The sequence below is a fragment of the Nocardia sp. NPDC004711 genome, from assembly GCF_053601595.1.
The window spans coordinates 1-21,402 of sequence record NZ_JBSGCB010000025.1 but is presented as its reverse complement, the minus strand read 5'-3'; the positions used below and the strand labels follow the sequence as shown (position 1 = coordinate 21,402).

The 21,402-nt window shown below is 67.9% G+C and carries 20 protein-coding genes and 1 tRNA gene; 10 read left to right on the top strand and 11 right to left on the bottom strand.

What is annotated here, in order from left to right; all coding sequences use genetic code 11:
* Window positions 1-178: 178 nt before the first annotated feature.
* On the bottom strand, window positions 179-2,326 hold the full coding sequence (locus ACWEKS_RS25255; RefSeq protein WP_452342367.1) for a glycosyltransferase family 39 protein: 2,148 nt from the start codon (window positions 2,324-2,326) through the stop codon (window positions 179-181).
* 257 nt (window positions 2,327-2,583) lie between these two features.
* A complete protein-coding gene (locus ACWEKS_RS25250) occupies window positions 2,584-3,507 on the bottom strand; it encodes a hypothetical protein (protein WP_452342366.1) in 924 nt (307 codons plus the stop codon).
* A 172-nt stretch (window positions 3,508-3,679) separates the two neighbouring features.
* On the opposite strand from ACWEKS_RS25250, the gene ACWEKS_RS25245 reads away from it, so the two are divergent.
* The 3 genes from ACWEKS_RS25245 to ACWEKS_RS25235 all read left to right on the top strand — a co-directional run bounded on the left by ACWEKS_RS25245 (window position 3,680) and on the right by ACWEKS_RS25235 (window position 8,053).
* Window positions 3,680-4,777: an LLM class flavin-dependent oxidoreductase gene (locus ACWEKS_RS25245; protein WP_452342365.1), complete on the top strand. Its 1,098-nt coding sequence runs from the start codon at window positions 3,680-3,682 to the stop codon at window positions 4,775-4,777.
* Complete coding sequence (locus ACWEKS_RS25240; protein ID WP_452342364.1) at window positions 4,774-6,135, top strand: NtaA/DmoA family FMN-dependent monooxygenase; 1,362 nt, start codon at window positions 4,774-4,776, stop codon at window positions 6,133-6,135. The genes ACWEKS_RS25245 and ACWEKS_RS25240 overlap by 4 nt, the downstream gene beginning before the upstream one ends.
* Before the next feature lie 85 nt (window positions 6,136-6,220).
* Entirely contained in the window at window positions 6,221-8,053 is a 1,833-nt protein-coding gene (locus ACWEKS_RS25235) for an APC family permease (protein ID WP_452342363.1), read from the top strand.
* Window positions 8,054-8,098: 45 nt separating this feature from the next.
* Here ACWEKS_RS25235 and ACWEKS_RS25230 read toward each other — a convergent pair whose 3' ends face one another.
* Window positions 8,099-8,440, bottom strand: coding sequence for a hypothetical protein (locus tag ACWEKS_RS25230; protein WP_379380171.1), 342 nt, complete (start codon window positions 8,438-8,440; stop codon window positions 8,099-8,101).
* Between the two features lie 179 nt (window positions 8,441-8,619).
* Between ACWEKS_RS25230 and ACWEKS_RS25225 the strand changes: the two genes are divergently transcribed.
* Together ACWEKS_RS25225 and ACWEKS_RS25220 are read left to right on the top strand one after the other, a co-directional pair.
* The gene (locus tag ACWEKS_RS25225; RefSeq protein WP_452342362.1) at window positions 8,620-9,867 is read left to right on the top strand and encodes a hypothetical protein; all 1,248 of its coding nucleotides are present in this window, start codon (window positions 8,620-8,622) and stop codon (window positions 9,865-9,867) included.
* Entirely contained in the window at window positions 9,864-10,352 is a 489-nt protein-coding gene (locus tag ACWEKS_RS25220) for a hypothetical protein (RefSeq protein WP_452342361.1), read from the top strand. Before ACWEKS_RS25225 ends, ACWEKS_RS25220 begins: the two co-directional genes overlap by 4 nt.
* 13 nt (window positions 10,353-10,365) lie before the next feature.
* Here the strand turns inward: ACWEKS_RS25220 and ACWEKS_RS25215 are convergent, their stop codons facing one another.
* Window positions 10,366-11,418: an alpha/beta hydrolase gene (locus ACWEKS_RS25215; protein WP_452342360.1), complete on the bottom strand. Its 1,053-nt coding sequence runs from the start codon at window positions 11,416-11,418 to the stop codon at window positions 10,366-10,368.
* Between the two features lie 95 nt (window positions 11,419-11,513).
* On the opposite strand from ACWEKS_RS25215, the gene ACWEKS_RS25210 reads away from it, so the two are divergent.
* The 4 genes from ACWEKS_RS25210 (at window position 11,514) to ACWEKS_RS25195 (ending at window position 14,236) form a co-directional block, all read left to right on the top strand.
* Entirely contained in the window at window positions 11,514-12,119 is a 606-nt protein-coding gene (locus tag ACWEKS_RS25210) for a TetR/AcrR family transcriptional regulator (RefSeq protein WP_452342359.1), read from the top strand.
* Complete coding sequence (locus ACWEKS_RS25205; protein ID WP_452342358.1) at window positions 12,116-13,015, top strand: SDR family oxidoreductase; 900 nt, start codon at window positions 12,116-12,118, stop codon at window positions 13,013-13,015. The genes ACWEKS_RS25210 and ACWEKS_RS25205 overlap by 4 nt, the downstream gene beginning before the upstream one ends.
* 242 nt (window positions 13,016-13,257) lie before the next feature.
* On the top strand, window positions 13,258-14,103 hold the full coding sequence (locus ACWEKS_RS25200) for a universal stress protein (protein ID WP_452342357.1): 846 nt from the start codon (window positions 13,258-13,260) through the stop codon (window positions 14,101-14,103).
* 59 nt (window positions 14,104-14,162) lie between these two features.
* Window positions 14,163-14,236, top strand: a tRNA-Leu gene (locus ACWEKS_RS25195).
* On the opposite strand, the gene ACWEKS_RS25190 is transcribed toward ACWEKS_RS25195, so the two are convergent.
* The 6 genes from ACWEKS_RS25190 to ACWEKS_RS25165 form a co-directional block, all read right to left on the bottom strand.
* Entirely contained in the window at window positions 14,237-15,499 is a 1,263-nt protein-coding gene (locus tag ACWEKS_RS25190) for a tyrosine-type recombinase/integrase (protein ID WP_452342356.1), read from the bottom strand.
* Between the two features lie 2 nt (window positions 15,500-15,501).
* A complete protein-coding gene (locus tag ACWEKS_RS25185; RefSeq protein WP_452342355.1) occupies window positions 15,502-15,702 on the bottom strand; it encodes a helix-turn-helix transcriptional regulator in 201 nt (66 codons plus the stop codon).
* A gap of 167 nt (window positions 15,703-15,869) precedes the next feature.
* Complete coding sequence (locus ACWEKS_RS25180; protein WP_452342354.1) at window positions 15,870-16,592, bottom strand: hypothetical protein; 723 nt, start codon at window positions 16,590-16,592, stop codon at window positions 15,870-15,872.
* Entirely contained in the window at window positions 16,589-17,554 is a 966-nt protein-coding gene (locus tag ACWEKS_RS25175) for a hypothetical protein (RefSeq protein WP_452342353.1), read from the bottom strand. Before ACWEKS_RS25175 ends, ACWEKS_RS25180 begins: the two co-directional genes overlap by 4 nt.
* A 218-nt stretch (window positions 17,555-17,772) precedes the next feature.
* Complete coding sequence (locus tag ACWEKS_RS25170) at window positions 17,773-18,501, bottom strand: hypothetical protein (RefSeq protein ID WP_452342352.1); 729 nt, start codon at window positions 18,499-18,501, stop codon at window positions 17,773-17,775.
* Entirely contained in the window at window positions 18,498-18,755 is a 258-nt protein-coding gene (locus ACWEKS_RS25165) for a hypothetical protein (RefSeq protein WP_452342351.1), read from the bottom strand. Before ACWEKS_RS25165 ends, ACWEKS_RS25170 begins: the two co-directional genes overlap by 4 nt.
* 744 nt (window positions 18,756-19,499) lie before the next feature.
* On the opposite strand from ACWEKS_RS25165, the gene ACWEKS_RS25160 reads away from it, so the two are divergent.
* Window positions 19,500-20,192, top strand: coding sequence for a GntR family transcriptional regulator (locus ACWEKS_RS25160; protein WP_357280262.1), 693 nt, complete (start codon window positions 19,500-19,502; stop codon window positions 20,190-20,192).
* 79 nt (window positions 20,193-20,271) lie between these two features.
* Here the strand turns inward: ACWEKS_RS25160 and ACWEKS_RS25155 are convergent, their stop codons facing one another.
* Window positions 20,272-20,928 carry a hypothetical protein gene (locus ACWEKS_RS25155; RefSeq protein WP_452342350.1) on the bottom strand — a complete coding sequence of 219 codons (657 nt, stop codon included), beginning with the start codon at window positions 20,926-20,928 and terminating at the stop codon, window positions 20,272-20,274.
* Window positions 20,929-21,402: the final 474 nt, after the last annotated feature.

The following is a 21,402-nucleotide window of genomic DNA, read 5'->3' as shown; positions in this document are numbered from 1 at the left end:
CCCGGCCCCAGCTGTCGCCCGTCACTGTAGCCATCCACGGCCGCCCCGCCCCTCGCATCCGCCGAATTCCTCTCACCGAAATGGTCGGTCCCCGGCCCGAATTCGTTCCACCGGGCGCGAATACGACGGGCATGCACTGGTGCCCGCACCGGTGCATGCCCGTGGATGCTGTCCCGGGTCAGGGGTTGAGGTTGTAGACCTCCACGCTGCCCATCATGGTGACCGGGTAGTTCGCCTTCACCCAGGCGGTGATCTGGGCGGAGGTGGACTGATCCGAATCCGAATTTCCCGGGCCGGACTGCGGCGCGTTGCCGCCCTGGGCCGGCTGGGGGTCGGCACCGCCCGGCTGGGGGTCGCGGCCCGCGCCGGAGTGGTTGTGGCCGGGCTGCGGGTTGCTCGGCTGACCGGCATTCGGCTGGCCACCCCGAGAGTTGTTGTCCTGTCCGGATTCCTCGCGCTGACGCACCAGCAGGTAGCCGATCTGGTGGTCGGCGACATACTGCTGGAACTGGGCCAGCGTCGGTGAATCGTCGCGACCGCTGAAGCCACCGACCGCGAGCAGCGCCTTGCCCGTGCTCAATTCGAGCGAGCTGACGTCCTGAGCGCCGATAGCCGCTGCGGCCCAACGGGTGTCACTGCCCGCGATGAGGCCGGCGATCTGCGGGTCGGCCACGCCGCCGCGCTGGCCGGGGCCGCCGCCGTGTTCGCTGCGGGGCGGACCGGCGGTCGGGCTGCCGCCATTGTGCACCTGGGCGACGGTCTCGAGGGTGTAGACGGTGGGACCGAGCAGACCGGCGAGCAGGGCGAAGACGCCGATGGCGAGCGTGAAGCGCGGCAGCTTCGGGGCGATCAGCAGCACGGCCGCGGCGACCACCGACAGCGCCACCAGCGTCCAGCGCAGCCACGGCAGCCATTCGGGGGTGCGGTGCAGCAGCACGAACGACCACCCGCCGGTGGCGAGCGACATGACCGCGAGGGTGCCGCGGGCCGCGAGATGTGCACGGCGCTGCCACAATTGGGTCGCACCGATGCCGATCAGCGCAGCCATCGCCGGCACCAGTTCCATGGCGTAGTACGAGTGGAAGCTGCGGCTCATGTAGCTGAGCACAGCCGCGGTGACCAGCAGCCAGCCACCCCACAGCAGCAGGCCGGCGCGCACGCGATCGGTGCGCGGCAGCCGGCGGGTCAGCCACAGTCCGGCGATCAGCGCGATCAGCGCGGCGGGCAGCAGCCACGAGAATTCGGTGGCGAGCTCACCGCTGAACAGGCGGGTGAGGCCGGGCTGCGAACCGAAACCGCCGAAGCCGCCGTGCATCTGGGACGGGTCGGCATGCTGGGCCGGATCCGGTGTCGGCATCGGGGGCGGCGTGGGCCGGTGGCCGCCGCCGTTCTTGTTACCCAGCACCCGGCCGAGGCCGTTGTAGTCGACGGCCAGTTCCCAGAGGCTGTTGCTGGTGGAACCGCCGATGTAGGGCCGGGATCCGGCGGGCCACAGTTCGACCAGCGCCACATACCAGCCCGCGGACAGCACCAGGGCCACGCCCGCGGACGCCAATTGCGTGATGCGCGTGCGCCATCCGCCCGCGCCGGCCACCAGCACCACCAGCGCGAGGCCGGGCAGCACCAGGAATGCCTGCATCATCTTGGCGAGGAAGCCGAACCCCATGAGCACACCCGCGCCGACCAGCCAGCCGGTGCTGCCGGACCAGAAGCGTTCGCCGCGGGCGTCGATGGCCCGCACCGTGCAGTACGCGGCGGCCACCAGCAGCAGGAGCATGAGGGCGTCGGGGTTGTTGAAGCGGAACATCATGGCCGCCACCGGGGTCACCGCGAGCGCCGCGCCCGCGATGAGGCCGGCCGCCGGTCCGGCCCAGCGCCGCACCGCGGCGATGAGCAGCGCCACCGCGGCCACGCCCATGAGGGCCTGGGGCGCGAACATGGACCAGGAGTTGAAGCCGAAGATGCGGCCGGACAGGCCCATCACCCACATGGCGGCGGGCGGTTTGTCGACGGTGATGGAGTTCTGCGGGTCCAGCGACGCGAACAGCAGGGCCTTCCAGCTCTGGGTGCCGGACTGCACGGCGGCGGCGTAGTAGCCGTTGCCCCAGCCCGCGCCGCCGAGGCCCCACAGGTAGACGGCGGCCGTGGCGATCAGCAGCGCCAGGGTGGCCGGTCGCTCCCAGCGCGGCTGCCCGGGCGGGGTGAGCAGCGTCGCCCACCGCGACGCGCGCCTACCCTCCGACAAGGCTGCGTTGTCCTCCCCGATGGAGGCGTCGCCGCCTCCGGAGGAGGCCGCATCGCCCGCGACGCTGGTGATGGTCGACATGCCACCCGCCTTCCTGTGTTCCCAGATTCCGATTGACCTCGCGGAGCCTAGGCGGCGGGTTTTGAACCGAGCTTCAGGTCGGCTGGGAGTTCCCTGTGAGAGACCGCGAGGGCACTTCTACCTGGGCAGACAGCAAGAAGGGCAGCCATTCGGATGCCCTTCCGCGTGTCGTCCGCGCTGCGGACCGCGTTGTTCGGTTGTCCTGCTCCGGGGACATCGGCAGTTGCACATGGCTTCTCCGATCCGGGCGGATGTGGTCAGACGGTGGGCAGGGTGAAGGCGGCGGTGCGGACCTTCCCGGCGTGCTTGAAGTCGAGGAACAGCCGGTAGGTGCCGCGGCCGGGAACGGCGGTGTGGAAGGCGATGTCGGGGCCGGGCGCGGTGACGCCATCGCCGGGCTCACCGTTCGGGTGCACATGGACGTAGGCCAGATCGCCGGCGCGCAGGATCACCAGATGGCCGTAGGCCGCCAGGTAGGGCTGCAGATCGGTGACGGGCGCGCCGTCCTTGCGCACGGTGAGGGTGAGCAGGTGGCCCTCGCCGGGAACCAGATCGCCGTCCAGGGTGACCTCGTAGCCGTCGACGGTGATGGTGCGCTGCGGTTCCGGCGCGGTGCCGGGCCGGTAGTCGCCCGCGATGCCGAAATCGGCTCCCAGCGTGATGGTCTTGCCGAGGGCGCGCGGCGCGATATCGGTGAAGGCGCGGTAGGCGCCCGCCTCGGGCAGGTTCAGCCGGACGGTCCAGGTGCCGTCGGCCTGCCGCTCCGGGTGCACGTGCCAGAAGCCGGTCAGCTCGCGCTGCACGACGATCAGGTGCAGTTCCTTGTCGTGGATGGCGTCGAAGTCGTGGACGGGCAGGCCGTCCGGGCCCAGGATGCGGAACCGGAACTCGATTTCGCCTGCGGTTACGACCTTTTCGGCGAGGTCGAGGGTGTAACCGTCCTGGGTGATCTGGAGTCCGCCCGGCAGGCCGCCGTCGTGGCCGCCGTGGGCGTGCCCACCGTGAGCGCCGGGCGCCTCGTGGGCCGTATGAGCCGCGTGATCGCCGTGCCCGGCGTGGGCCGCGTGATCGGCATGGTGGGCGTGAGCAGTGTGGTCGACCGGGGCCGCGTGGTGAGCATGCGCGGCGTGATCGCCGTGCGCCGCGTGGTCGTGGTGTCCGGTGTGCGCCTGGGTGGTCATTTCTCTTCCCTCTCAACTGCTTCGGTGCCTTACGAAAGATCAAATTAATACCCCCCAGGGGTATGTGCAAGATGTGTTGCTGTGAACCGGATCACCGCCGAATCGGCGCGGGTTCGGATCACCGTGACGGCAACCATGGCCGGACGAGCACGGTTCGACAATCGTCCAACCCATGGCGAGCGAGAGCGAGTACCGAACGGGCCTGTTCGCGTTGGGAATCGAACTCGACGGGGAGGGTCACCACCCCGCCGCGTGGCATCGAGCCGGACACGAACCAGACCGTCTATTGCATCCACAGACCGTGCGCACCCGGGTCCAGGCGGCGGAGAACGCGGGCTTCACGTTCGCGACCTTCGACGATGCCCTGAACCCCGGCCCCGGTCCGGGCGGGCGGCTCGATGCCACCACCCGCGCGGCCTTCGTCGCGGCCACCACCAGCACCCTCGGCCTGGTCCCGGTGTCGGCGGCGACCTACGCGGAGCCGTTCCACCTGTCGTCGCAGCTGGCCTCGCTGGACTATGCCGCGCGCGGCCGGGCCGGCTGGCTGGCCGTCGACGAGCCGGGCGCGGCCCGGGCCTGGGGAGCCACCGCCCGCGAGACCCCGGCCGAGATCCGGCGCGAGCGCGTCGATGCCGTCGAAGTCGCACGGCGACTGTGGGATTCGTGGGAGGACGACGCGGTCGTCCGCGACTACGCGGCCGGGAAGTTCCTGGACCGCGACAAGCTGCACTACATCGATTTCATCGGCGAGACCTTCTCGGTGAAGGGCCCGGCCATCGTGCCCCGGCCGCCGCAGGGGCAGGTCGTCGTATTCGGTTACGGCGCAGCGGGAACCGAGGGCATCGACGTGGCACTGGTGAGCGGAACCACGCTGCCCGAGATTCACGAGGCGATCGAGCACGCCCGGGCGGAAGGGGTTTCGCGCGTACTCGTGGATATCGAGGTCATCCTGGACACGCCGACCGCGACCGCCGCCGAACGCCGCACGGATCTGGACAGTCACGGCGACCCCGGATCCACTGGGCGACTGTTCTTTTCGGGCTCGCACGCCGAGCTGACCGCCCGGCTCACCGAGCTGGCCCCGATCGCCGACGGCGTCCGCCTGCATCCGGCCGTCATCGACGAGGACCTTCCGGTCCTCGCCCGCTACGTCCTCCCCGCCCTGCTGCGCGCGGGTCTCGCTCATCGCCCGGTCCCCGGTTCGACGCTGCGCGCGAATCTGGGCCTGGCCCGCCCCGCCAACCGCTACGTCAAGGAGCTCGCCCGATGACCGAGGTCCCCTTCCCCGACGCCCAGGTGCATTTCGGGGTCTTCTTCCAGGGCGTCAATCACCACACCATCTGGGCGGATCCGAGCAGCGGTTCGCAGATCGACTTCGAGACCTTCCGCCGGGTCGCCACCACCGCCGAGCGCGGCCTGTTCGACGCCTTCTTCCTGGGTGAGGGCCTGCGCCTGCGCGAACAGGACGGGCAGCTGCTGGACACCGATATCGCCGGACGGCCCGACGCCATCACGCAATTGGCGGCGCTGGCGGGCATCACCACGCGAATCGGCCTGGTGGCCACGCAGAACGCCACCTACAACGAGCCCGCCGATCTGGCGCGCCGGCTGGCGAGCCTGGATGTGCTGTCGGGCGGGCGCGCGGGATGGAATGTGGTGACCACCGACAATGCCTGGACCGGTGAGAATTTCCGGCGCGGCGGATTCCTGGATCACACCCAGCGCTACGAGCGCGCCGCCGAACTCCTGAGCCTGGCACGGGAGATCTGGGATGCCTGGTCCGGCAATGCCATTGCCTCGACCCGCGAGCACGAGAGCTGGCTGCAGCCCGGTGCGGTGCGCGTGGTCGAACGCGACAGCGCGCAATTCAAGGTCGCGATCACCCCGACGGTGCCGCGGAGTCCGCAAGGTCATCCGGTGATCTTCCAGGCGGGCGTCTCCCCCGCCGGTCGCGATTTCGCGGCCGCGCAGGCGGAGGTCATCTTCTCCCCCTTCGGCACCGATTTCGATCCGGCCCTCGAATTCGCGAACGATATTCGTGCCCGGCTCGTCGCGGCGGGGCGGCCCGCCGACGATATCCGGATTCTGCCCGGCACCCAGATCGTGCTGGCCGAGACCGCCGCCGAGGTCGAGGAGAAGCGGCGCTGGGTGCTGGAGCAGCAGATCACCGGCGCGACGGCGCTCTCGCTGGCGGGGCAGGTGTGGGGACGGGATCTGTCGCACCTGGATCCGGACGGCCCGCTGCCCGCCGAAGATCCGGCGCCGTCGGTGATTTCGTCCACCCGCGGCGCGCAGCGGGACGGCCAGGACCGCGCGGCGATCGTGGCGCAGTGGCGGGCGCTGGCCGAGTCGAAGGGGCTGACGCTGCGACAGGTGGCCGTCGAGACCACGGCCCGTTTCGGTTTCGCGGGCACGCCGGGGCAGGTCGCCGATGAGCTCACCCGCTGGGTGCGGCACGGCGCGAGCCACGGCTTCAACATCACCCCGTGGCGGGTTCCGGCCGGCCTGGACGAGATCGTGGACCTGCTGATCCCCGAACTCCAGGAACGCGGTTCGTATCGGACCGCCTACACCGGCGTCACCCTGCGCGAACACCTGGGCCTGCGCCCGCCGCTCACCCGGCGCTGACGCCGCTCACCGGTCCGCGCAAAAATACGCCGGAAGGCGGTGTCATACCGCGAGGTCCGGGCGGCGGCCGCGTTCAATGAGGGCCGTGGTCGAGACACTCGAGACTCCGAAGAAGCATCCGCTGACCGTCGACCGGCGGCTGCGCCGCGATCAGCGCGGCGACGCCTATCGGCTGACCGCGCTGGGCGGGCTGGCGGCGCTGTCGCTGGACGCCCTGTCGAGCGTGGCCTATGGCCCGGAAGCCATTGTGCTGGCGCTGATTCCGGCCGGGATCGGGGCGGTGTCGTGGACGCTGCCGGTGTCGCTGGCCATCACGGCGCTGCTGCTCGTGCTGGTGCTGTCGTATCGCCAGGTCATTGCGGTGCACCCGGATGGCGGCGGGGCGTACGCGGTGGCCAAGAAGGATCTCGGGCGCGGGGCCGCGCTGCTGGCGGCGGCCAGCCTGGTCGTCGACTACGTGCTGACCGTGGCGGTCAGCCTGGCGGCGGGCGCGGCCAGCCTGGCCAGCGCCTTCCCCGCCCTGGCGGATCATCTGCTGCTGGTGACGCTGCTCGGGCTGGTGGTGCTGACGGTGCTGAACCTGATCGGCATCGCGGAATCGGCCAAGGTGCTGATGGGGCCGACCATCGTGTTCATACTGGCCATCTTCGCGGTCATCGCCGGCGGCTTCGTGCACCACGATCCGGTCGCGGTCATCGGCACCGACCTGGGTCCGGTGGAACCGGTCGAGTCGGTGGGAATCCTGTTGCTGCTCAAGGCGTTCTCGGCCGGCTGCTCGGCGCTGACCGGTGTCGAGGCCATCGCCAACGCGGTGCCCGCCTTCCGCACGCCCGCGGTGAAACGCGCCCAGCACACCGAGATGGCGCTGGGCGCGCTGCTGGGGATCATGCTGATCGGGCTGTCGATGCTCATCCGGCAGTACCACATGGTGCCGCGCGGGGACGTGACGATTCTGGCGCAGCTCTCGGCGGCCGCGTTCGGCACCGGCTGGATGTTCTATCTGACCAATATCGCGGTGACCGTGGTGCTGGTGCTGGCCGCCAACACCAGTTTCGGCGGGCTGCCGGTGCTGCTGTCGCTGCTGGCCAAGGACCACCGGGTGGCGCACGCCTTCGCCATGCGGTCGGAGCGGCCGGTGTTCCGGTACGGCGTGGGCGCGCTGGCGATCCTGGCGGCGATCGTGCTGCTCATCGTGAGGGCGGACACGCATCGGCTGCTGCCGGTGTTCGCGATCGGCGTGTTCATCGGGTTCACCATCAGCCAGATCGGTCTGGTGCGGCACTGGCGGGAGGTGCGCGGGCCGGGCTGGCTGCCGCGCGCGCTGCTCAATGGTTTCGGCGCGGTGCTCACCGCTGTCGCCGGGGTGGTGCTGATGCTGGAGAAGTTCCGTGAGGGCGCGTGGCTGCTGTTGATCATCATCCCCGCCCTGGTGCTGCTGTTCGCGCGCACCGAGGACTACTACGCACAGGTCGCGAAGGTGCTGGGGCTGGGCCGGATTCCGCCCGCGCCGGCGCCCGGCACGAAGACCAGCCTCATCGTGGTGCCGGTGGTGGCCGTCAGCGCGCTCACCGAACAGGCCCTGACCACCGCGCTGCGACTGGACGGCGAGGTGGTGGCGATGGCCGTGGCCATCGAACCGGACTCGGCGAAACATCTTGGGGCGCAATGGAAGAAGTGGGATCCGGGCGTGCCGCTCATGGTGCTGCCCGCTCCGAACCGCAGCCTGGTGGCCACGCTGGTCGGATATGTGCGCAAGCAGACGGCCAAGGGCCACCAGGTGACGGTGCTGCTCACCCAGGTCGAGACGCGCCGCTGGTGGCATCGGCTGCTGCACAATCCGCGCGGGCCGGTACTCACCGCCGCACTGCGCGCCCGCACCGATGCCGTGGTGGCGACCTTGGCCGTGCGGGTGGATTGATCACGGCCGTGCGGGAGGCGAATCGTCCGCTATGCCCGGGACTCGCTACGCCTCGTAGCGTTCCGGGACCTGCCCCGTGGCATAGCGGGCGTAGGTGTTCTCGGGGTTCACCGTGATGATGTCGGCGACGGCCACCAGATCGGCAGGTACGCAACCTCCTTCGAAATGATCGACGCTGGGCACGATGACGGCCTCCAGGTCGAGCCGCGAGACCAGCATGCGGAGCCGTTGCACCGGCCGGTCGGTCCGCGGTCCGAACACCACCGTTCTGCGCAGGTCGTAGCCGAGCCGGTGGGCCAATCCGCGTATCCGGGCCTCATCCCATTGCAGACGTTCGCCGGATATGTCGCTCCGCAACCATCCGATCGCACTGGGTTCCGATGTCATGGCTATCCCTCAGGGGTTTTCGCTGCCGGCGACTGTGCCGACTTCAACGTTGGTCCGCCGGAGGCGATTGATCGATGGCGTGCGGTGGGGAAAGTACGGGGCAAATGAGGGTCATGGCGGCACGGCAAATCTGTGGAAAGCCTATTCTCGGGAGAGGTCCAGCAGAGAGGCCGCATGCCGTGACCGGACGGAACGAGCTGCTCATCGAGGCTCGGCTGCGCATGGAATCACCCGGAGCGCCGGGACAATCGATGACTCGCCGGGAGCTGGCCGACGCCGTCAACGACCAGGTCTTCCGGGCCACCAGCAAGCGCGGGGCCGTCGACGAACGGCACGTCGGCAAGTGGGAGCGAGGCGAAACGACGTGGCCCAGAAGGCATTACCGATCCGCACTGCGTGCGGTCCTGAACGTGGCGACCGATGCCGAACTCGGCTTCAGCACGCCGCATCGCGCGGCGGATGACGAGCCCGTGAACCGCAAGCAATTCCTGTCCAGCGCGCTGGTGGTGACCACGAACGTGGTGCTGTCGAACTCCGCGCCCACCGAATCCGAGCTCATCGACACCATGGCCGGACCGACCGCCAACTATCGGCGGATGGAATCCTCGGTGCCCTCGGATCGGCTGGCGCCGGTGGTGGACGCGCACCTCGATCTGGTGGCGGGGGTGGTGCGGGATCGGCTGCGCACCTCCGGCGGCTTCCGGGCGCTGTCCGAAATCGCCGGGCTGGCAGCGTGGCTGGCGGCCGACCGCGGTGACGACGCGGCAGCGCGGCGGCGCTACGTGGAGGCGATCCGCCATGCCGAGCGCACGCATCATCCGCTGCTGGTCTCGTACATGACCGCCAGCTTCGGCCACTACGCGGTCGAAATGGGTGATGCCCGAGCGGGTTTGACCCTGTTGCGCACGGCCGCCGCGCAACTGGGGCGCGAGGCGCCCGACAGCGCCGGGGCATGGATGTCGTCGCTGCTGGCCGTCGCCTGCGCCGCGACCGGGGATCGCGGCGGTGCGCTGGCAGCGTTGCGGCGGGCCGAGCGGCTGGTGGATCGGCAGCGTGGAGAACCACAGTGGCCGTGGGTGTTCGTCTTCGACGGGCCCAAGGCGGCGCGGTATCAGGCCAGCGCGCTGACCCGGCTGGGCGACAATCGCGCGGCACACCTCGCCTTCGAGAACGCGGACTCCGCGTTGACCGCCGAGAAGCCACGCGCACTGGCCAAGGTCGAGCACGCCCAGGTGCTGGCGCGCAGCGGCGACATCGAGGCGGGCTGCGCGCTGGCGGCCGAGGCGCTGCTGGTCGGTCTCACCTACCACAGTGAGCGAATCACCCGCCTGGCCAGGGCATTCCGCGCCGATCTGCCCGCGCGTACCGTCGAGGCGAGGGCACTCGACGACGCCCTCGCGACCCTCTACGGACGAGACGACCAATGACGAGCGTCGCCATCACTGGGCATCGCGGGCTGCCCGCGACCACGCTCGCCCTGGTGGATCGGGCGCTGCGACTGGAGGTGGCGCTGCGCATCCGGCCCGGCGGCCCGCCCCCGGTCGGGGTGAGCTGCCTGGCCGACGGGCCGGATGCGCTCTTCGCGCAGGCGATCCTGGATGCGGGCGGGGTACTGATCGCGGTCGTCCCGGCCCGGCGGTACCGGGCGAGCCTGCCCGCGTTCCATCACCCGGTCTACGACCATCTCCTCACCGCCGCCGACCGGGTCATCGAACTGGACCGCGAGGAATCGAATCCCGAGGCGCACCAGGCCGGCAGCCTGCGCATGCTCGACGAGGCCGGCGAGCTGCTGGCGGTGTGGGACGGACTGCCCGCGCGCGGCTTCGGCGGCACGGCCGATGTGGTGTCGACCGCCCGCGCGCGGGACATGCCCGTGACGGTGGTGTGGCCGGAGGGGGCCGAGCGGCCGTGAGCCGCCAGCCCGGTCACCAGGCGGCGGTCGAGACCAGCCAATCGACCATGATCCGGTTCGCCTCCGGCAGTTTGGTGATCGCACAGTGCCCGGTGTCCGGGAGCAGGTGCACCTCGGTGTCGCGGCGGCCCTCGAAGACCAGGGTGTCGGCGGCCGGGATGTGCACGTCGTCCGCGCCGTTGAGCACGAGCATGGGCGCGTTCCAGTCCCGGTCCAGCCACTTACGCAGCGTGAATTCGGACATGCGCTGCGCGAGTTCGGTATCGGCGGGCTCGGCGTCGAATCCCAGTGCGTTGCCGATGATTCCGCGCATGCCGTAGGCCCAGGTGCGGTCCGGGTCGAAGGCGCGCTCGATCGGGCCGCCCAGCACGATGGCGGCGTCCACCTCGGCAGCCAGGCCGGAGCGGGCGGAGAACCAGCCGCCCATGGAGATGCCCAGATGCACGACCCGGCCAGTGCCGAGGGTGCGGGCGCGGTCGATGATCGCACGGACGACGCCGTAGCCGCTGGCGGCGGACATGGGCACGGGCGTCTCGCCGGTACCCGGAATGTCGAAAGCCAGCACGCGCATTCCGGTACGCAGGGCCAGGTCGGCGAACAGCGAGTGCAGGTCGATCTTCCAGGAGTCGACGCCGCCGGAGGCCAGCAGAACGGGGTCGGCGGCCGACCAGCCGGGCGGGGTCAGCAGGTGCACCGGGACGTCGATCCGCATGCCGCGATAGGGAGCCTCGATGGTCAGCCGGGAGAACTCGAGCCCGAAATCCGGTGCGGCGAGCAGGTATTGATCAACCTGATCGGACAGCGCCGCGCACTTGGACTCGTCGGCCAGGGTGGGGAACTTGGCCCAGCCGTAGGCCAGCGCCGCGAGCCGGTGCCGGCCGGTGGCCGCGTATCCCCCGGCCAGGGTGGACCATTCGTGCACCCAGCCGCCCGGGCCGTCGTGCCACATGTCCGTGATGGCCGCCCGCGTGATGTCGACGTCGGCCTGCGGCAGGCCGGTACCCACCATCTGCGGGTATCGCTCGACGAAAAGGTCCTGCGGGTCGATCTGCCAGTGGAACGCCATTCGATCCTCCTGCCACTAACGCAAAGATGATTGCGTTTAGGAACGGTAGACCTCGGCAAGATCTAATGCAAGACTCCTTGCGTTAATATTGCCGAGTGACCGATTCGGAAGTTCGCCGCCGGACAGGCGGCCGCTCCGCGCGCGTCCGGCAGGCCGTGCTGGACGCGACCTTGGAAGTGCTGGCCGACGATGGATTCGACCAGCTGAGCATCGGCGCGGTCGCCACCCGGGCGGGCGTGCACGAGAGCTCGATCTACCGGCGCTGGAAGACCCGCGAGCGGCTGATCTTCGACGCGATGCTGGAGCACAGCGCGGAGAACCTGCCCGTGCCGGACACCGGATCTCTGCGCACGGACCTGATCGCGTTCAACCGATCCATGATGGCGATCGTCGATTCGCCGCTCGGCACGATGCTGGGGCGGGCCATGGCGAGTGCGAGCGACATCCCGGAACTCGCGGAATCCCGCGCGGAATTCTGGCGGGTTCGCCTGGACGGCGCATGCGTGATGCTCGATCGCGCTGTCGGACGCGGTGAGCTGAAGACGGCTCCGGACCCCTGGCTGGTGCTCGAAATACTGACGGCGCCAATTCATTTCCGCAAACTGCTCACCCGGGAGCCGCTGTCCGACGACTACGCCGAGCGGGTCGTCGACCTCGTGCTGAAGGGGCTGATCTCGGCAGGCGAAAGGACATCGGAATGATCGTGGTGATGGGAGCGTCCGGAGAGACCGGAGGCGCTGCACTGCAAGGGCTTCGAGAACTCGGGGTGCCGTGCCGGGCCCTGAGCCGGGACCCCGGGCGATTGCGAGATCGGCTCGGCGAGGTGCGCGGCGTGGAGTTCGCGGCCGTTGATGCCGCCGATCCGGAATCGCTGCGCGCGGCGTTCGACGGAGCGTCACAGCTGTTCCTCACCATGGTGAACGGCCCGCGGCAGGTCGAGTTCGAGACGCGTGCCATCGACCTGGCGGTGAGCAGCGGTGTGGAACACATCGTGAAGCTGTCCGCGCCCGCCGCCGAACCGGACTCCCCCGTCGCGATCTCGCGCTGGCACTGGGCCATCGAGGAGCATCTGCGCGGATCCGGTGTCGCGCATACGATTCTGCGGCCCTACGCCTTCATGCAGAAGCTGCGGACGCTGGCGCCCGGGTTGGCGGAAGGCGTCATCGTCGGCGCGATGGGCGATACGGCCTGCAACTGGGTCGACTGCCGTGACATCGGGGATGTCGCGGCCGCGGTGCTGACCCGGCCCGAACTCCGGGGGCAGGTACACACGCTCACTGGCACGGAGGTCTTCGGCTATCCGGAGATCGCGGCGCGGCTGTCCCGCTTGCTCGGCCGTCCGATCCGCTATGTCGATGTACCGCCGGAGGCACTGCGCGACAACCTGATTCGGCAGGCGCATCTGCCCGATTGGCTGGCCGCCCACGTGACCGAGATCCAGCTCCTGGCCCGGACCCGCCCCGAGCGGCCCACCGGCGTGGTGGCCCGGATACTGGGGTGTGCGCCGCGCACCCTGGATGACTTCCTCGCCGAAAACCTCACGCACTTCCGCCGAGCCGGCGGTCCGCCCCCGGGCCTTGACCTCAATGTGGGTTGAGGTACCAGGATGCCTGGATGGGCTGCTCGCAGCCCGGCCCCGCGGCCCAGCCGAGTCCCCGTACACCCCTCGGCGGGGCCGCGGGTGTGTTGCGCCGCCGGTCCGGGACCTGGCCGGAATTCCCGTGACCCGGATCGCGGTGCCGCTCGGCCGCGGCGGGCCCGCGTCGGCGTAGGGTCGATAGCGACCGCTCAGCTATCCCGCAGCCGCACCGCGTGATTCACGATGGGAGAGGACTCAGCATGTCGACAGGGGAAGCCGTCATCGTCGCCGTGGACGAATCGGCCGGTTCGGCCGTCGCCTGGGCGGCCCACACCGCCGCCCTGCACCACGCGCCCCTGCACCTGCTGCGCGTCCTCGAGATCACCCCCGACCAGGGTCTGGGCCTGGGCACCACGATCACCACCGAGGACTACTCCCGGCTCGAGGAACACGGCAACTGGCTGCTGGAAACCGCCGCCGAAGAAGCCGCCAAGATCTCCCCCGGCCTCACGGTCACCACCGAATTGAGCGCCGGCGCCGTGGTCCCCACCCTCCTCGAGCGCACCCGCGACGCCCGCATGGTCGTGGCCGGCGCCCGCGGCGGCGGCACCCTGCGCCGGGCCCTGCTCGGCTCGGTCAGCTCGGTCCTCGCCCGCCGCTCCCACTGCCCGTTCGTCGTGGTCCGAGACGGCGTCCCCCTACCTCCCGATCTACTCACCCGCCCCATCCTGGTCGGCGTCGACGGCACCAAGATCAGCGAGCCCGCCATCGCGGCGGCCCTCGACGAAGCCTCGGTCCGTGGCGTGGCCGTCATCGCCCTGCACGCCGAAGGCGCCTCCGACGACCCCGAAATGGATGCCCTCGACGACTACGTCCTCGCCGAGAGCCTGGCCGGCTGGCAGGAGCGCTACCCCAACGTCCGCATAGACCGCGAAACCTCCCACGACAGCCCCGAACGCTCCCTCCTCGAACTCTCCTCCAGCACCCAGCTTCTGGTGGTGGGCACCCGAGGCCGAGGCGGCTTCGTCAGCAAGGTCTTCGGCTCCACCAGCCAATCCCTCCTGCTCTCCGTCCAAACCCCCATCATGATCGCCCCCACCCCCTGACCCGCCCCCCAAATACCTGCTACCAGCACGACCGTACGGCTCGGTAGTCTGACCCAGACGCCCCCGTAGCCCAATTGGCAGAGGCAGCGGACTTAAAATCCGCCAAGTGACGGTTCGAGCCCGTCCGGGGGCACTACAAAACCGCTGGTAAATCACGCTCGGACACGCCTTTTAAACTGGCTTCCAAGATCGCGGCCCGCAGATGGCCCGCAGCGAGCATCGCGCCAGCGTTCATTGCGTCGGCGACCGGGCCGAGGTCGTCGTCGAAGAGGTGCCCATACAGGTCGAGCGTCAGGGTCGCAGTCTTATGACCGAGCATTCTCTGTACGACCTTGATGTTCGCGCCGCCACTGATCGCCAGCGAGGCGGCGGTATGCCGGAGTCCGTGCGGCACAATGCCGCTCACGTCGGCCGCCTCGACCGCGTGATCGAAGGCCCAGCGAAATTCGCCGAGCGGCAGTGGGCCGCCCTTCCGACTTTCGAACACCCGCGCGTCCGGATCACGATCGGCAATCAAGTTAGTCAGCTCCTTGACCAAGAACGCCGGTATCGGCACCGAGCGAGTCGTGTGGTTCTTTGTGTCGGTCTCCACCAGACCCTCACCGGTGACCGCGGTAGCCGAACGCGCTACGAAGATCCGCCGGCGGTCCAAGTCCACCGACGCGACACGCAGGGCTACCGCTTCGCCGAAGCGGATTCCGGTGTAGGCCAACGTGAACACCAGCGGACGAAACCGGCCAGCGGCCAACGCCGTTCGCATCACCTGCACGTGTGTCAGGTATCGCTTTTCGGCGGGCGAGGCTGTCGGCAAGTCCACCTCCTCGGCAGGATTGACCGCAAGACGCCGCCCCTTGATCGCGAACCGCAATACCTGGTCGAGAACCTGGTACGCCTGGATAACCCGCGACGCGGACAAGCCACGGCCCTTGAAGCGGTAGCTCCCGGACTCCAGCAGTTCCACCACCCAGGTCTGGATGTCCTCGAATTCGATGTCCCGCAGTGGCACCGAACCCCAACGTGGCAACACGATTCGATCCAACAATGAGCGGTATCCGGCCTTGGTCTTCGGCTTGCGCAACTTCTTGGTGGCGAACCACTTCTCTGCAACGACACGAAATAGGACGCCGCTGCGATCCGGGTCCACCCACGTCCCGGTGACAACTTTCGTCGTGACATCGCTGTCGAGGAACTTCTGCGCGGCGAGCTTCGTACCGAACGAGCGGGAACGCTCTTTGCCGTTCGGATCCACATATCGCGCCTGCCAGCGCTGCCCACGCCCGAACTTCTTGGACTCGACCCTCTTGCGCTTCTTCTCCCCTGTGGCGGGATCGATCTCGATCACGGTCTTGTACCAGCGATCATCGACACCCGCCCGCGGATTCCGATTGCCGGACATGGCTACGCAGTCCCGCCGCGCTTCGTGGCGGCTTCCTGCTCGGCGATCCACGCATGGATGACGCTCTCGCGCCAGACACGCCGGCGCCCGAGCTTGAAGCTTTCCGGGCCGGTTCCGGCCCATGCCCAGTAGCGCCAAGTGGCGGCAGGGATGCCGGTCACGGCTTCGCAGTCGGTGGCCTGAAGGTAGCGGTCGGTGGTCATGGAATCTCCTCGGGCAGAAGGGGTGTGGGGATTGGTGCGCACGCTGTCGCAGCGTGCGCTGGAGCTGTCGCAGGGTGCGCGCAAGCTGTCGCACGGTGCGCAGGAGGTGTCGCAGTGCGCGACATTGGGCTGTCGCATGGTGCGTATACGGTTGGTGGGCTGTCGCATCAGTGCGCACCACCTGTCGGACGCTGTCGCATGCTGTCGCCTCGGCCTGCCGAGGCGCGGGAGTGGATGCGCTCGGTCGCGGCGAGTTTGTCGAGGCTGGTCACGCGAAAGACCAGGCCGGGGATATCGGGCAGGGTCTGTCGCGCGACTGTCGCAATGGTGTCGGGGGCGAGGTAGCCGTCGCAGACGTAGAGGATCTCGTCGCATTCGTCGTGGTGCGCCTGTCGCACAACGGCATTGAGTCGTCGCGCGAGCTGCGCACCGGTCAGGTTCCGACTGGTATCCACTTTCACCGCCACCGCGCCCCGATGCGGTTGCAGCAGCTGCCCGTCGTAGGGGTATAGGCCCGAGCCGGGGTTGTCGTGTCGCAGGATCCGGTCAGAGACCCACTGCTCTGTCGCACACGCACCGAGCGCGACACGTGTTCGAGCGACCGCGCGGCAATGCGCCGCGAAATTCGGTTCAGGCCGCCACTCACCGGGCCGCCAGCCCAAGACCCAACCGGCCGCCGCACGGGTGGGCACCACCCATTTCGGGCCGCGCTGCACGGTAGTGATTCGCTGCACCGCGTCGGCCGCGGATAGCTGGTTGGCCAGGTTGTAGACCTGGGCGCGGCCGATGCCCATGAAGTCGGCGAGGACGTCCATTTGCATGCCGCGCATCTCGGTGAGGCCGATGAGGGCCTGGACGGAGCGGGGCGTGAGTTTCGAGTGGTTGATCATGAGAGGTCCTTCAAGGTTCGGGTACGGAGTTGGGAGGCAGCGAGTTTCGTGAGACCGCTAGCGAGATAGCGGCCCCATTCGTCGTCGAAGTCGCGCACGACGAGGGCCAGGTCGAGGTTCTTGATTTCCGGCGGTAGCCGCTCGACAGCGGCGTGCACACCGTCGCTGACGCGCGCGGTGCGGCATAGATACAGCAGGCCCACCAATTCATCGGGTTCCATATCCCGAGTTGCGCGGATGGCGCCGAGCAGTGCCCGATCCATCGCGATCGGGGACTTGCGCGTGAGTTCGACCTCCACCGCCCACCAGCCGGACACGTCCCTGAACTGTCCGAAGAACAAGCCGTCATGGATATGGGCCCTGCCGGTCGCGAATTCGGTTCGCTTGGAACGTGATTGATAGGAGGACCGTTGGGCGCGGTGCCATAGCTCCCGCTCCGATACCCACGCCTGTAGGTCCATGCCGACGAGCATCAACCGGGCCTGTGCGACCGCTCGATGATGTTCGGCGCGCCCGAGGGAGGGCCGCCAATTCTGCACCGACCAGCCGAGAAATCGTGATGCAGTGGCCGGGGTCGCAACGACCCATTTAGCCCCCGCCTGCACCCGTTCCAGCGGTCGGACAAGCTTTTCCTCGCGCAGCTGCCGGACAAGGACGTACACGTGCGGCCGTTCCAACTCAAGGAACAAGCCGAGCAAATCCAGCTGGATTCCGCCATGCTGGGCCAGCAGGGTCAGTGCGGTGGCCTTACGTAGATCCGACCGCGGCTCGATCGTGCCGCGCAGTCGTTGCACGGTTGAACGCGGAAGGCCGACCCGCTGGCCGATTTCGGCGTCCGGGTGGCCGGCCGCCCGGAGCGCGGCGATCTCTCTGAGCACGGCTTCAACCTGACGGGCGGTCAGTCCGAGCCGTGTGGCGATCTGCCGGTAGTCCTCACCGAGCCCGCGCAGGCCACGGATCATCGCGTCGCGCTCATCACCGGACAGACCCTTGTACCGGTCGCCGGGGATGTCGTTATTTGAGTTCATACGGTGTTCCTCTCAATCGATGGATAACGAAAGTTGCTGCCTTACAGCACAACTCAGAGATGCGGGGGTACGGCAGTGCGCACGTGGAAGCACTTGGCGCTCAGGGGGCGCACACGCATGCGCCTGTGTGCCCCCCGATGTGTGGCGTGCGCCTACCGCGACATCCGCCGGTCCCGCGCCGCGGGCCGAGATTCCGACGGTCGCGCGTGCAGGTCGCGCTCCTTGATCGGAGCGGTATCGCCGATCCAAGACATCAGCGACCGCACCCGCGCATCGATCGCGGCCGTAACCTCGGCCTGCGAACGCTGTTGCGGTTGAACCAATTCCGCCCGATCCTCATCGGCGGGCACCCTCGACGCAGGTGTTCCAAATGGAACACCATCGGCGAGCACCCGAGACCGCTCGAAACCGACCACCGGGTCACGTGATTCATTTGACTCACCTGAATGCCCCACGACCCGATCGGCTCTGTCCGGAACACCTGCGACACCAGACGACCGCCGTGAGTCTCCTGCCGACGCAGGCGCGGCCGTGGCTGGTCGATCCTGCTCGAGCCGTCGTGCCGTGCGCGGCGGGCCCGCCGGCGCGAACATCTCCTCGACCGTGTAGCCCGGCAGCATCGCTTCCAAGACCGCGCAGTGATCCGGATACGGCAACCCTTTCAGATCACCGGCCAGCCATTTGTAGAACTGCGCCTTGCCGGGGGCCAGACCCACCAAGCTCCGATCGACCTTCACCGCAGCCTTGTTGTACTCCCGCCGGAACGCGCTATGCGTCTGCCAATGCCTTTCCTTCAGAAGCGCTTTCAGCTGCGTACCCGGACCCAAGTGACGCGCACTACCCGATGCGTCCATGCTGGTTCGGTCCACGTCGCCGTTCACCGCGACCGCCTCCGATCCAGTTGCGGCACCGACGACTTCACAGCCTCCACCCGAGGCGGGCGGGCGTGGATGTCGCATTCCTTGAGCGGGGCGGAATCATCGACTCGCTGCAAGAACTCCTCGGAGACGATGGCGTAGCGACTGGCGGTGTGACGCTGCGCTTCGGTGACAGCCTGGTCGTGCCAGCCCTGGGACCAATGCCCGCGCACCTGGACACCGAACTGGTCGGTGAGCGCAACCCGACGTTCGATCACCGGCGCGACAAGCGCCAGCCCATACGCACAGTCGCAGCCACGATGGGTACCAGATTCGAACCGCTCCCCCGTGCCCTCACAGCCCTCACATGCCGCCCACTGCGACACCTCGTGCAAGTCGATGCAGTCCCGCGAACTACAACCGCGGTCACCACACCACAAGCACGAACCAGCGAAGGTCAGCCGAGGCGGCTTCAACTCCTCCGCCGGCGCGGGCTCACGCTCGGACGGGAAGGCCTCTCCCCGTTGTGGTCTCACCGACGCAGTCGGCCGCCCGTTCCGGCCCGCCGACATCGGGGTGTGCCCGCGGCGCGGGAAGGGCACGATGTTCGGCTGCCCGACCTCTCTGCCGTTGATCCTCATCGGACCCACCACCGATCCCGGCGAGCGCGCACCAACGGTGCACGATTCGGTATCACCGCTGATAGAGCCCGGTCCACGACCAGGACACAGCGTTCTACACTGGACATGCTTCAGTGGCCTTTCAGAACCTGAAGTGAAAGCCGAAGCAGCGGACACTGCTTCGGTACCGACTCCCCGGCAGCTGGAACTGCTGGGGAGTCTTTTTTTGAGCTGTCAGTGCTGGTCTGTGTTGGTCAGCTCTGACCAAATCAACTGTACATACACAGCTGTGTATGTACAACACCTTGCGCCATGCAGCCCGAACGAGGAAACTGTGCATACACAGTTGTGTAAGATAGAAATCGTTTTCATTAAGTCCGCATGGTCGGAAGGGAAGCATCGATGAATGAGCCCGCGTATGTAGCGATCGCCGCCGACTATGCACGTCAGATCCGAAACGGCACGCTGCCAGCAGGTACTCAGCTCCGGAGCCTGAACGAACTAGTCGGGCGCCACAACGTGTCGAAGATCGTTGTTATTCAGGCCATTCAGCTACTGGAACGCCAGGGTCTGGTCCGGACAGTTCCACGCCGTGGCACCTTCGTCACGGATCATCCCAGCCTCGTGCGGGTGGCTCCGGAACGCCAAATGGAAGATCCAGAGGAGACCTTCGGGCATGAGGCGCAAGGTGCGGTCCAGATCGAGCGGCAGAGCGAACGCGTACACCCATCGGCGGAACTCGCTGACGCACTGGGAATTAGCGACGACCAGGAGGTAATGCACATCGTTACCCGCGCTAGCGAGGACGGTCGACCAATCTCCATCTCCGATACGTACCAGCCGGTGGATGGCCCGGACATCTCCACTGCCGCATTCCTGGAGGAGACTGTGGCCGATCGCCTTCCGGCGAAGGTGCACGCTACTTGGTTGGGCACACCCTCCGGTGATCTTGTGAAGGCCGTCCATCAGCGCTATCTCGGATCCGACGAACAAGTGCTCATGCTGTCGGACATCTCGTATCCGCGGGACCGTTATGACGCCTTCGTCTTCCGCATGTCGCTGACCAACCAGCTAAAGCAATCACCCAGCGAGTGACCTACGTTCTGTATCAAAATCAAAATGGTGAGGGCGGGCCGGTTGGCCCGCCCTCACTAGTGTCGCGAGGCTACGCTGGCTAGCGTCGAACCCAGCATTGGGCGATATCGCGAAGGTTCCACCACGAAACATGCTGTAGGTCTTGCGATTCCATCTTCCATTGAGAAGTCAGCAAGTCGAAGAACGCGTCATCACCAGTCTTGCCGCCCTTCAGCTCGCCGATGAAGATCAATCGACTCCCGCCCAGTCGCTCGTAGCCCAGGAGCGCCTGCGATGCCATCGAGTCACCCCAGCCGGGTGGCCAGCAGAGAAACAACGCGTGATCCGCCCCCTCGATTCGGGCGTCAAACGACTTCAAGTCACCGACCGGATGCCAGGCATCCGGGTCCTTCCCAGCAGCTGCGGGGAAGGAGATGTTCGCCGTCACGTCGGGCGGCTCTGAGTCATACGCATCGACTTCAAGCCCTTCCTTCGCAAGCAACGCGGCCCAGTAGCCGCGCCCTGCACCCAACTCCACAATCGGCATGCCAGCGCACTGTTCGGCGATCCAGGAAAGTGTCTCGGGAGAGGGAATCGCGTACGCGTAGGCGGCTTGAAGGATCGTTTGTGCATATGCCAAACGAGCGCTACCGTTCGGCCGGCCGCCGTCCACCACCCTCCGACCATCGCGGTCGGAGACCGACGGGCCAACGATGTCCCAGTACGGATTCGCGCTGAGCGCCTCGTCGCCGGTCATGTAATGAACGAGTCTGAGGTCGAACGCTGCGTCCGCTCGGTCGTCTCCGGTCCCCGGGAGCCCAGCGGCTACGTCAAGGTAGTCCGCGACTCGCGGGTACTCGCTCCGCAGCTTGTGCGCGTCCGCGAGGAGTGCGCTCAGTTCCTCTCGACGTTCCGCCGTCAACGCAAGGTCCGTCATGCCCTCAATTCTGACCTGTGCCAGAACCGATCATGAACGTGTCGGCGAAACTCGCGCCAGCGGGACGGTCTGTCGTATCGAGTGGTCGCCACTGCTCGAAGAGTGCTCGTACCTTGCTCGTACTTTGCTCGTACCAACTTTTCCGGGGCTTTTCCGCCCCCTGGTCCTCCACCACACCCCCTGAGCTGCGCCTTTCGGCGCAGGACTCTGGTCTGGTCTGGCCGAGACTATGTCCTCCGAAGGCGGATATAGTCTCGGCCCCAACCGTATATCACACCACTGAAAACCCCTAAC

Excerpts from the sequence above, each read along its gene's own strand:
- ACWEKS_RS25255 (WP_452342367.1), bottom strand. The coding sequence starts at position 2,326 with ATGTCGACCATCACCAGCGTCGCGGGCGATGCGGCCTCCTCCGGAGGC.
- ACWEKS_RS25250 (WP_452342366.1), bottom strand. The coding sequence starts at position 3,507 with ATGACCACCCAGGCGCACACCGGACACCACGACCACGCGGCGCACGGC.
- ACWEKS_RS25245 (WP_452342365.1), top strand. The coding sequence starts at position 3,680 with ATGGCGAGCGAGAGCGAGTACCGAACGGGCCTGTTCGCGTTGGGAATC.
- ACWEKS_RS25240 (WP_452342364.1), top strand. The coding sequence starts at position 4,774 with ATGACCGAGGTCCCCTTCCCCGACGCCCAGGTGCATTTCGGGGTCTTC.
- ACWEKS_RS25230 (WP_379380171.1), bottom strand. The coding sequence starts at position 8,440 with ATGACATCGGAACCCAGTGCGATCGGATGGTTGCGGAGCGACATATCC.
- ACWEKS_RS25220 (WP_452342361.1), top strand. The coding sequence starts at position 9,864 with ATGACGAGCGTCGCCATCACTGGGCATCGCGGGCTGCCCGCGACCACG.
- ACWEKS_RS25215 (WP_452342360.1), bottom strand. The coding sequence starts at position 11,418 with ATGGCGTTCCACTGGCAGATCGACCCGCAGGACCTTTTCGTCGAGCGA.
- ACWEKS_RS25205 (WP_452342358.1), top strand. The coding sequence starts at position 12,116 with ATGATCGTGGTGATGGGAGCGTCCGGAGAGACCGGAGGCGCTGCACTG.
- ACWEKS_RS25200 (WP_452342357.1), top strand. The coding sequence starts at position 13,258 with ATGTCGACAGGGGAAGCCGTCATCGTCGCCGTGGACGAATCGGCCGGT.
- ACWEKS_RS25190 (WP_452342356.1), bottom strand. The coding sequence starts at position 15,499 with ATGTCCGGCAATCGGAATCCGCGGGCGGGTGTCGATGATCGCTGGTAC.
- ACWEKS_RS25185 (WP_452342355.1), bottom strand. The coding sequence starts at position 15,702 with ATGACCACCGACCGCTACCTTCAGGCCACCGACTGCGAAGCCGTGACC.
- ACWEKS_RS25180 (WP_452342354.1), bottom strand. The coding sequence starts at position 16,592 with ATGATCAACCACTCGAAACTCACGCCCCGCTCCGTCCAGGCCCTCATC.
- ACWEKS_RS25175 (WP_452342353.1), bottom strand. The coding sequence starts at position 17,554 with ATGATCCGTGGCCTGCGCGGGCTCGGTGAGGACTACCGGCAGATCGCC.
- ACWEKS_RS25160 (WP_357280262.1), top strand. The coding sequence starts at position 19,500 with ATGAATGAGCCCGCGTATGTAGCGATCGCCGCCGACTATGCACGTCAG.
- ACWEKS_RS25155 (WP_452342350.1), bottom strand. The coding sequence starts at position 20,928 with ATGACCGGCGACGAGGCGCTCAGCGCGAATCCGTACTGGGACATCGTT.